The following is a 10,315-nucleotide window of genomic DNA, read 5'->3' on the forward strand; positions in this document are numbered from 1 at the left end:
ATGCTTTGTGGCCTGTTGTTGATGCGCGCGATCATGGCGCCGATGAACCGCATTGTGGAAATCCTCGGCATCATGCGCAGCGGCGACCTGAGCGGGCGCCTGAACCTTGCGCGTAAAGACGAGTTCGGTGCGGTGGAAACCGGCTTCAACGACATGATGGCCGAGCTGACATCGCTGGTGTCCCAGGCCCAGCGCTCTTCGGTGCAGGTCACCACCTCGGTCACCGAGATCGCCGCCACCTCCCGCGAGCAACAGGCCACGGCCACCGAAACCGCCGCTACCACTACGGAGATCGGCGCGACCTCTCGGGAAATTGCCGCCACGTCCCGGGATCTGGTGCGCACCATGACCGAAGTTTCCAGCGCCGCCGACCAGGCCTCGGTGGCGGCCGGTTCCGGCCAGCAAGGCCTGGCACGCATGGAAGAAACCATGCACTCGGTGATGGGCGCGGCGGATCTGGTGAACGCGAAGCTGGCGATCCTCAACGAGAAGGCCGGCAACATCAACCAGGTGGTGGTGACCATCGTCAAGGTGGCCGACCAGACCAACCTGTTGTCCCTCAATGCCGCCATCGAGGCCGAGAAGGCGGGAGAGTATGGCCGCGGTTTTGCCGTGGTCGCCACTGAGGTTCGGCGCCTGGCGGATCAGACAGCCGTGGCGACCTACGACATCGAGCAGATGGTGCGCGAGATCCAGTCCGCCGTATCCGCTGGAGTGATGGGCATGGACAAGTTTTCCGAAGAAGTGCGCCGTGGCATGGCCGAGGTGCAGCAGGTCGGCGAGCAACTGTCGCAGATCATCCATCAGGTACAGGCGCTGGCGCCGCGGGTGTTGATGGTCAATGAAGGTATGCAGGCCCAGGCCACCGGCGCCGAGCAGATCAACCATGCCCTGGTGCAATTGGGCGATGCCAGCAGTCAGACGGTGGAGTCCCTGCGCCAGGCCAGTTCTGCCATCGATGAACTGAGCCAGGTGGCCGTGGGGCTGCGCAGTGGCGTCTCGCGTTTCAAAGTCTGATGAGCGAGTTCGAGGCCAGACGTGGCGCCGTGTCGGCGGCCCGTCAGTCGTTGTTCCTGGTGTTTTGCATCGGCAACGAACGCTACGCCCTGCAAGCCATCGATGTGGTGGAAGTGCTGCCGCGCTTGCCCCTCAAACCGATTGCCCAGGCACCGTCCTGGGTGGCGGGGGTGTTTGCCTGGCGCGGCGCGGTGGTGCCCGTGATCGATCTGTGCACGCTGACCTTCGGTCAGAGCGCCCAGACGCGTACCAGTACGAGACTGGTGCTGGTGCATTACCGACCCGACGCGCAGCAGGCGGGGCAGGTTCTGGGGCTGATTCTGGAACAGGCCACCGACACCTTGCGTTGCGATCCGGCGGATTTCCGACCTTATGGCTTGGATAACCCACAGGCGCCGTACCTGGGCCCGGTGCGCGAAGACGCGCAAGGCCTGTTGCAATGGGTGCGGGTCAATGACCTGCTCGACGAGTCGGTCCGTGCCGTGCTGTTTCCCACGCCGCCCTTGAACTTCGATGACCTCGAGGGACGGGCATGAACAGCGACCAGCGGTTTTTCGATTTTCTCAAGGTGCGCATCGGCCTGGATGTCACCTCCGTCGGCACCGCCATCATCGAGCGGGCCGTGCGCCAGCGCATCATTGCCGTGCCTGGGCGTACGGCAGATGAGTACTGGCAATGCCTGCAACATTCTGCCCAGGAGCAACAGGCGCTGATCGAAGCGGTGATTGTCCCGGAGACCTGGTTCTTCCGTTATCCCGAGTCCTTCGCCACCCTCGCCAGGCTGGCCATCAAGCGTCTGGCCGAGATCAAGCACCTGCGTGCGCTGCGCATCCTCAGCTTGCCCTGCTCCACTGGCGAAGAGCCTTACTCCATTGCCATGGCGTTGCTCGACGCGGGCCTGGGACCGCATCAGTTCAAGGTGGACGCGCTGGACGTCAGTCCGCTGTCGATAGAACGTGCCAGGCAAGCGCTTTACGGCAGGAACTCGTTCCGTGGCGCCGACCTCGGCTTTCGCGAGCGATATTTCAGCGCCGAGGCAGAGGGGTATCGCCTCAGCGAGCGGGTGAGTGAACAGGTGCGTCTGCAAGTGGGCAACCTGCTGGATCCGACCTTGCTGGTGAACGAGGCCCCTTACGATTTTGTGTTCTGCCGCAATCTGCTGATCTATTTCGACCAGCCGACCCAGCAGCAGGTGTTCGAGGTGCTCAAGCGCCTGACCCACCAGGACGGCGTGCTGTTTATCGGCCCCGCCGAGGGCAGTTTGCTGGGGCGGTTGGGCATGCGTTCAATCGGGATTGCCCAGTCGTTCGCTTTCAGTCGCCAAGGTGCCCCGCAGCCACAGCCAGTGCCCGCGTTGATGTCGACTCCGCTGCCGCTTGGCCAGGTCGCGCCTCGAGTCATTCCACCGGTGGTCCGGCCCCGGCCGTTCGCAGCAAGCGTGGCTCCGATCACTGAGCCGAAAAACAGCGACGCCACTACCTTACTGGCCTATATCGCGGCGCTGGCCAATGCTGGCAAAAGCGCCGAAGCCCGTGCGGCCTGCCAGCAGTACCTGCGCAATCATGCGCCGGCGGCCCAAGTGTTCTACTGGCTGGGGCTGCTCAGTGACATGGCCGGTAGCGCGCTTGAGGCCCAGGGTTTTTATCGCAAGGCGCTCTATCTTGAACCGCAACACGCCGAGGCCCTGGTGCATCTGGCGGCGTTGCTGGCTTCCCAGGGAGACGCGGCCGGTGCCCGTCGATTGCAGGACCGCGCCGCTCGCAGCGGGCGCATGGCTGACAGTGAGCGTAAACAATGAGTGGTTCGGCTAATGACAACCTGACCCATGACGATGCCCAGGCCATCGACGATTGCTGGAATCGCATCGGGGTGCATGGCGATAAATCCTGTCCGTTGCTGGCCGAGCATATTCACTGCCGCAACTGCGCGGTGTATTCGGCGGCTGCCACCCGTTTGCTCGATCGCTACACCTTGCAGCACGACGACCGGGACTTGGCCCACGCGCCGCTGGACACCGATATCGTCACACGATCGCTGTTGATGTTCCGACTGGGCGAAGAGTGGCTGGGCCTGACCACCCGCAGTCTGGTGGAAGTGGCGCCGTTGCAGCCGATTCACTCGCTGCCCCACCAGCGTTCGCGGGCCTTGTTGGGCGTGGCGAATGTGCGCGGGGCCTTGGTGGCCTGCCTGTCGCTGGTGGAACTGTTGGACCTGGAACCCGGCGGGGCAGTGGTGGCCGGCGCGCGGGTCATGCCGCGCATGTTGATCGTCGCGGCCCAGGGCGGTCCGGTGGTGGTGCCGGTGGACGAGGTGGACGGCATTCACGCCATTGATGAGCGCGTCCTGGGCGCGGCCTCGCAATCGGCGGCCAAGTACACCCGTGGCGTATTGAAGTTCAAGGGCCGCAGCCTGCGCTGGCTGGACGAAGAACAGTTGTTGTCCGCCATGACCCGGAGCCTGTCATGACCCCTGATCAAATGCGTGACGCCTCGTTGCTGGAGTTGTTCAGCCTGGAAGCCGAAGCCCAGACTCAGGTGCTCAGCGCCGGCCTGCTGGCCCTGGAACGCGACCCGACCCAGGCCGATTATCTTGAATCGTGCATGCGCGCGGCCCATTCCCTCAAGGGCGCGGCGCGGATCGTTGGAGTGAACGCCGGGGTCAGCGTGGCCCATGTCATGGAGGATTGCCTGGTCAGCGCCCAGGAGCGCCGTCTGGTCCTGCGCGCCGAGCACATCGACGCCTTGCTGCAAGGCACCGACCTGTTGACGCGAATTGCCACGCCAGGCAACAGCATCGGAGCCCAGGACGTCGATGCGTATGTGGCGTTGATGGGGCAACTGCTCGATCCTGCCGCTGCGCACACGCCTGCCGGGTCGCCGCGAATCGAGATGCAAGCGGAGGCTTTTCGCGTTGAGCCGGCCGAGGCAGAACCGCTCGCGGCAACGGAACCGCTGCCCAAGGGTAAGCGGGTCACCGAAGGGGGCGAGCGGGTCTTGCGGGTCACCGCCGAGCGCCTCAATAGCCTGTTGGACCTGTCCAGTAAATCCTTGGTGGAAACCCAGCGCCTCAAGCCCTGGCTGGCGACGATGCAACGGCTCAAGCGCCAGCAGAGCAACGGCTTGCGGGCCTTGGAAGAGCTGAATGTGCACCTCAAGGAACACGCGTTGAGCTTGCAGGCCGAGGAAGCGCTCAACGACGCCCGCCGCTTGCTGGCCGAAACCCAGCAATTGCTGGCGCAGAAAACCGCGGAGATGGACGAGTTCGCCTGGCAGGCCGGTCAGCGAGCACAGGTGTTGTACGACACGGCGCTGGCCTGTCGCATGCGACCGTTTGCCGATGTGCTATCCGGCCAGGCCCGGATGGTCCGTGACCTGGGGCGCAGCCTGGGCAAGCAGGTGCGCCTGGAGATTGAGGGCGATAAAACCCAGGTCGACCGCGACGTGCTGGAAAGACTCGAAGCGCCGCTGACCCATCTGCTGCGCAACGCCGTGGACCATGGCATCGAATCTCCGGAGCAACGGGTGCTGGCCGGCAAGCCCGCCGAAGGCCTGATCCGCTTGCGCGCCTCCCATCAGGCTGGCCTGCTGGTGCTGGAACTGGCGGACGACGGCGCCGGTGTGGACCTGGAGCGGGTGCGGCGCAGCGTCGTCGAACGAGGGCTTTCCCCTGAGCAGACCGCAGCCAATTTGAGCGAAGAGGAACTGCTGACGTTCCTGTTCCTGCCCGGCTTCAGCCTGCGCGACACCGTCACTGAGGTGTCCGGGCGCGGCGTCGGCCTGGACGCCGTCCAGCATATGGTCCGGCAGTTGCGCGGCGCGGTGGTGCTGGAGCAGACAGCGGGCGAGGGCAGCCGCTTCCATCTTGAGGTGCCGCTGACGCTCTCAGTGGTGCGCAGCCTGGTGGTGGAAGTCGGCGGTGAAGCCTACGCCTTTCCCCTGGCTCACATCGAGCGCATGTGCGACCTCGCTCCTGAGGACATTGTGCAGGTCGAAGGGCGCCAGCACTTCTGGCACGAAAGGCGGCATGTCGGGCTGGTCGCCGCCAGTCAGTTGCTCAATCGTCCGGCATCGCAGAGCAGCGGCCAGGCGCTCAAGGTCGTGGTGATCCGTGAGCGCGAGGCCATCTACGGCGTGGCGGTCGAACGGTTCATCGGCGAGCGCACGCTGGTGGTCCTGCCCCTGGACGAACGCCTGGGCAAGATCCAGGACATCTCCGCCGGGGCCTTGCTGGACGATGGTTCGGTGGTGCTGATCGTCGATGTCGAAGACCTGCTGCGCTCGGTGGACAAGTTGCTCGACACCGGGCGCCTGGAACGCATCGCTCGCCAGAACCAGACGCAGACACCGCGCAAGCGGATCCTGGTGGTGGACGACTCCCTGACCGTGCGCGAGCTGCAACGCAAGCTGTTGCTCAATCGTGGTTATGACGTGGCGGTGGCCGTGGACGGCATGGACGGCTGGAACGCGCTGCGAGCGGAGGATTTCGACCTGCTGATCACCGACATCGACATGCCGCGCATGGACGGCATCGAGTTGGTGTCGCTGTTGCGGCGCGATAACCGTCTGCAGTCGCTGCCGGTGATGGTGGTGTCTTACAAGGATCGTGAAGAAGATCGTCGCCGTGGCCTGGATGCCGGCGCTGACTATTATCTAGCCAAGGCCAGTTTCCATGACGACGCCTTGCTCGATGCCGTCGTCGAATTGATCGGAGGAGCACGCGCTTGAAGATCGCCATCGTCAATGACATGCCCCTGGCGGTCGAAGCCCTGCGCCGTGCCCTGGCTTTCGAGCCGGCGCACCAATTGGTCTGGGTGGCCGCCAACGGTGCCGAGGCGGTTCAGCGTTGCGCCGAATACACCCCGGACCTGATTCTGATGGACCTGCTCATGCCCATCATGGATGGCGTGGAGGCGACCCGGCGGATCATGGCCGAAACCCCATGCGCCATTGTGATTGTCACCGGTGACAGCCAGCAGAACGTTCACCGGGTGTTCGAAGCCATGGGGTATGGCGCGCTGGATGTGGTTGATACCCCTACCTTGGGGGTGGGCAACCCCGCGGATGCGGCGGCACCGCTGCTGCGCAAGATCACCAACATCGGCTGGCTGATCGGTGAGCGCAATCACCGTGAGCGCGCTGCACCGGCTGCGCAGCGGATGTCGGTGTCACGCAATAGCCTGGTTGCCATCGGGTCGTCGGCGGGTGGGCCGGCCGCGCTGGAGATCCTGCTCAAGGGCCTGCCCCGACATTTCGCCCCGGCCATTGTGCTGGTCCAGCATGTGGACGAGGTGTTTGCTGCGGGCATGGCCCAATGGCTGAGCAGTGCGTCAGGCCACCAGGTGCGCCTGGCCCGGCACGGCGAGCCGCCGCAAAGCGGTACGGTGCTGCTGGCCGGCACCAACCACCATCTGCGCCTATTGAAAAATGGCACCCTGGCCTACACCGCCGAGCCGGTCAACGAGATCTACCGGCCGTCCATCGACGTCTTTTTCGAGAGCGTCGCCCACTTCTGGAGCGGTGACGCGGTGGGCGTTTTGCTCACTGGCATGGGCCGCGACGGTGCCCAAGGGCTTAAACTCATGCGCCAGCAGGGCTATCTGACCATCGCCCAGGACCAGCAGAGCAGCGCGGTGTACGGCATGCCCAAAGCGGCCGCGGCCATCGACGCGGCTGCGCAGATTCTTGCGCTGGACCATATAGCGCCACGGTTAGTGGAGATTTTTACCCAATGAAGAACCCCGGCAGCCTTGTCCACCAGCCGTATTCAGGTGAGTTCCCATGAGTGATTTACAGCTCGACGATTTCAAGCGTGACGAGAACGCGGCCATGGTCTTGCTCGTCGACGACCAGGCGATGATCGGCGAGGCGGTGCGGCGCGGGCTGGCCAATGAAGAGAACATCGACGTTCACTTCTGCGCCGACCCACACCAGGCCATCGCCCATGCGGTCCGCATCAAGCCAACGGTGATCCTCCAGGACCTGGTGATGCCCGGTCTTGATGGCTTGAGCCTGGTGCGCGAATACCGTAACCATCCGGCGACCCGGGATATTCCGATCATTGTCCTGTCCACCAAGGAGGACCCGCTGGTCAAAAGCGCGGCGTTCGCCGCCGGGGCCAACGATTACCTGGTCAAGTTGCCGGACAACATCGAACTGGTGGCGCGCATTCGCTACCACTCGCGGTCCTACATGATGCTGCTGCAACGCGATGCGGCCTATCGCGCCCTGCGGGTCAGCCAGCAGCAACTGCTCGACACCAATCTGGTGCTGCAACGGCTGATGAATTCCGACGGTCTGACCGGGCTGTCCAACCGCCGGCACTTCGATGAATACCTGGAGCTGGAGTGGAGAAGGGCGCTGCGGGACCAGTCCCAGCTCTCGCTGTTGATGATCGACGTGGATTACTTCAAGTCCTTCAACGACAATTTCGGCCACCTGGAGGGGGACGAAGCCCTGCGCAAGGTCGCCACGGCGATCCGTGATGCGTGCAGTCGTCCGTCCGACCTGCCGGCCCGTTACGGCGGCGAGGAGTTCGCCCTGGTACTGCCCGGCACCTCGGCTGGCGGCGCGCGGTTGATGGCCGAAAAGCTGCGCCAGAGCGTCGTTGCCCTGAACATCCCCCACATCACGCCTCATGAGGGGGCGAACCTGACTGTCAGCGTTGGCGTCTCGACCTTCACGCCACAGCAAGGTGGCGATTGCCGCCAGCTGATTTCGGCGGCGGACAAAGGGCTGTACACGGCCAAGCACAATGGGCGTAATCGGGTGGGTATCGAGTAGTGCGTCCGGCCGGCTGGAGAGTTCTTGTGGCGAGGGAGCTTGCTCCCGCTGGGGCGCGTAGCGGCCCCGAAACCAGATAGCTCGGTGAGTCAGGTTGACTGAGCTGTGTTTTTTAGGGCTGCTGCGCAGCCCAGCGGGAGCAAGCTCCCTCGCCACAAGAATTGGTGTCCCTAAAGCCGCCAGGCGGGCTGCCGCTGGCGCTTGATTACGTTATACTCGCCGGCTTTCAAAAGTTCGCCAACGAGTGCTGCCCGCCATGGAAATCAACCCGATCCTGAACACCATCAAGGACCTGTCCGAGCGCTCCGAAACTATTCGGGGGTATCTTTGACTACGATCAAAAGCATGAGCGTCTGACCGAAGTCAATCGCGAGCTTGAAGATCCGAATGTCTGGAACAACCCGTCGTACGCCCAGGAACTGGGCCGCGAGCGCGCTGCGCTGGCGCAGATCGTCGAGACCCTGGATGAAATGTCCAGCGGCCTGGCCGACTGCCGCGACCTGTTGGACATGGCTGTCGAAGAAAACGATGAAGGTGCCGTCGGCGATGTCGTCGCCGAGCTGACACGCCTCGAGGAGGCGTTGGCCAAGCTGGAATTCCGGCGCATGTTCAGTGGCGAGATGGATGCCAACAACGCCTACCTGGACATCCAGGCCGGTTCCGGCGGCACCGAAGCCCAGGACTGGGCCAACATCCTGCTGCGCATGTACCTGCGCTGGGCCGACAAACGCGGCTTCGACGCGACCATCATGGAGCTGTCGGCCGGTGAGGTCGCCGGAATCAAGGGTGCCACCGTGCACATCAAGGGCGAATACGCCTTTGGCTGGCTGCGCACCGAGATCGGCGTGCATCGCCTGGTGCGCAAAAGCCCGTTTGACTCCGGTAACCGTCGTCACACGTCGTTCTCGGCGGTGTTCGTTTCGCCGGAAATCGATGACAACATCGAAATCGACATCAACCCGTCGGACCTGCGCATTGACACCTACCGTTCCTCCGGGGCCGGTGGCCAGCACGTTAACACCACCGACTCGGCCGTACGGATTACCCACGTACCGACCAACACCGTGGTCAGTTGCCAGAACGAACGCTCCCAGCACGCGAACAAAGACACCGCGATGAAAATGCTGCGGGCCCGTTTGTACGAGCAGGAAGTGCAGAAGCGCAACGCGGCGTCCCAGGCCCTGGAAGACACCAAGTCGGACATCGGCTGGGGTCACCAGATCCGTTCGTATGTACTTGACGCCTCGCGCATCAAGGACCTGCGCACCAGCATCGAACGCAGCGACTGTGACAAGGTGCTCGATGGCGACATCGACGAATACCTGATCGCCAGCCTCAAACAAGGGCTGTAACGCGACCCCCATGCGGCGGGCAGGCGCGCTTCCACCCAGGAGCGAGGCCTGGCCGCAAACTCCGGCCCGGGGCCGGGGGCAACGAACCTGTGATGGAATCTTTAAAGACATGAGCGACCTAGAACTCGACCCGCAAGCCCTGCAACAGGAAGAAAACTCCCTGATCGCCCTGCGCAAGGAAAAGCTTGCTGCCGAGCGCGCCAAGGGCCAGGCCTTCCCCAACGACTTCCGCCGCGACGCCTACTGCGACGTCTTGCAGAAGCAGTATGCGGACAAGACCAAGGAAGAGCTGGCCGAGGCGGCGATTCCAGTCAAGGTGGCCGGTCGTATCATGCTCAACCGTGGTTCGTTCATGGTGATCCAGGACATGACCGGGCGCATCCAGGTCTACGTCAACCGCAAGACCCTGCCGGAAGAAACCCTGGCCGCCGTCAAGACCTGGGACCTGGGCGACATCATTGCCGCCGAAGGCACCCTGGCTCGTTCCGGCAAGGGCGACCTGTACGTCGAAATGACCAGCGTGCGCCTGCTGACCAAGTCCCTGCGCCCGCTGCCGGACAAACACCACGGCCTGACCGACACCGAGCAACGCTATCGTCAGCGTTACGTCGACCTGATCGTCAACGAAGACGTGCGCCAGACCTTCCGCGTGCGCTCGCAGGTCATCGCCCACATCCGCAGCTTCCTGATGAAGCGTGACTTCCTTGAAGTCGAAACGCCGATGCTGCAGACCATCCCCGGCGGTGCGGCGGCCAAGCCGTTCGAAACCCACCACAACGCCCTGGACATGGAAATGTTCCTGCGTATCGCGCCAGAGCTGTACCTCAAGCGCCTGGTGGTGGGTGGCTTCGAGAAAGTCTTCGAGATCAACCGCAACTTCCGTAACGAAGGCGTTTCGACCCGGCACAACCCCGAGTTCACCATGCTCGAGTTCTACCAGGCCTACGCCGACTACGAAGACAACATGGACCTGACCGAGGAGCTGTTCCGCGAACTGGCGCAGCTGGTGCTCGGGACCACCGACGTGCCGTACGGCGACAAGGTGTTCCATTTCGGCGAACCGTTCGTGCGCCTGTCGGTGTTCGACTCGATCCTCAAGTACAACCCGGACATCACCGCGGCCGACCTGCAGGACATCGAAAAGGCCCGCGCCATCGCCAAGAAGGC

Annotated in this window: 9 protein-coding genes; all 9 read left to right on the top strand. The window is 63.6% G+C overall.

Translation table 11 applies throughout. The features are described from left to right. On the top strand, window positions 1-1,017 hold a 1,017-nt coding region (locus GSM73_RS26840), incomplete at its 5' end, for a methyl-accepting chemotaxis protein (RefSeq protein ID WP_256676698.1). Then, on the top strand, window positions 1,017-1,553 hold the full coding sequence (locus GSM73_RS03795) for a chemotaxis protein CheW (protein ID WP_076386210.1): 537 nt from the start codon (window positions 1,017-1,019) through the stop codon (window positions 1,551-1,553). The genes GSM73_RS26840 and GSM73_RS03795, both read left to right, overlap by 1 nt. Continuing rightward, window positions 1,550-2,815, top strand: a complete 1,266-nt coding sequence (locus tag GSM73_RS03800; RefSeq protein WP_160891628.1) for a protein-glutamate O-methyltransferase CheR — start codon at window positions 1,550-1,552, stop codon at window positions 2,813-2,815. The genes GSM73_RS03795 and GSM73_RS03800 overlap by 4 nt, the downstream gene beginning before the upstream one ends. After that, the gene (locus GSM73_RS03805; protein ID WP_047227521.1) at window positions 2,812-3,483 is read left to right on the top strand and encodes a chemotaxis protein CheW; all 672 of its coding nucleotides are present in this window, start codon (window positions 2,812-2,814) and stop codon (window positions 3,481-3,483) included. Before GSM73_RS03800 ends, GSM73_RS03805 begins: the two co-directional genes overlap by 4 nt. Beyond that, complete coding sequence (locus GSM73_RS03810; RefSeq protein ID WP_160891630.1) at window positions 3,480-5,741, top strand: hybrid sensor histidine kinase/response regulator; 2,262 nt, start codon at window positions 3,480-3,482, stop codon at window positions 5,739-5,741. Before GSM73_RS03805 ends, GSM73_RS03810 begins: the two co-directional genes overlap by 4 nt. Continuing rightward, entirely contained in the window at window positions 5,738-6,748 is a 1,011-nt protein-coding gene (locus GSM73_RS03815; protein ID WP_076386207.1) for a chemotaxis response regulator protein-glutamate methylesterase, read from the top strand. Before GSM73_RS03810 ends, GSM73_RS03815 begins: the two co-directional genes overlap by 4 nt. Before the next feature lie 46 nt (window positions 6,749-6,794). Then, the gene (locus GSM73_RS03820; protein WP_076386206.1) at window positions 6,795-7,796 is read left to right on the top strand and encodes a diguanylate cyclase; all 1,002 of its coding nucleotides are present in this window, start codon (window positions 6,795-6,797) and stop codon (window positions 7,794-7,796) included. Between the two features lie 256 nt (window positions 7,797-8,052). Beyond that, a protein-coding gene (gene prfB, locus GSM73_RS03825; protein WP_107321555.1) for a peptide chain release factor 2 occupies window positions 8,053-9,148 on the top strand; the annotation gives its coding sequence in 2 pieces (ribosomal slippage) (window positions 8,053-8,124 and window positions 8,126-9,148; 1,095 coding nt in all). Between the two features lie 109 nt (window positions 9,149-9,257). Further along, window positions 9,258-10,315: amino acid--tRNA ligase-related protein (locus GSM73_RS03830; RefSeq protein WP_256676709.1), on the top strand; the 1,058-nt coding region annotated here is incomplete at its 3' end.

Origin of the sequence: Pseudomonas sp. PICF6 (assembly GCF_009831705.1) — a bacterium.
Lineage (GTDB): Bacteria > Pseudomonadota > Gammaproteobacteria > Pseudomonadales > Pseudomonadaceae > Aquipseudomonas > Aquipseudomonas rhizophila.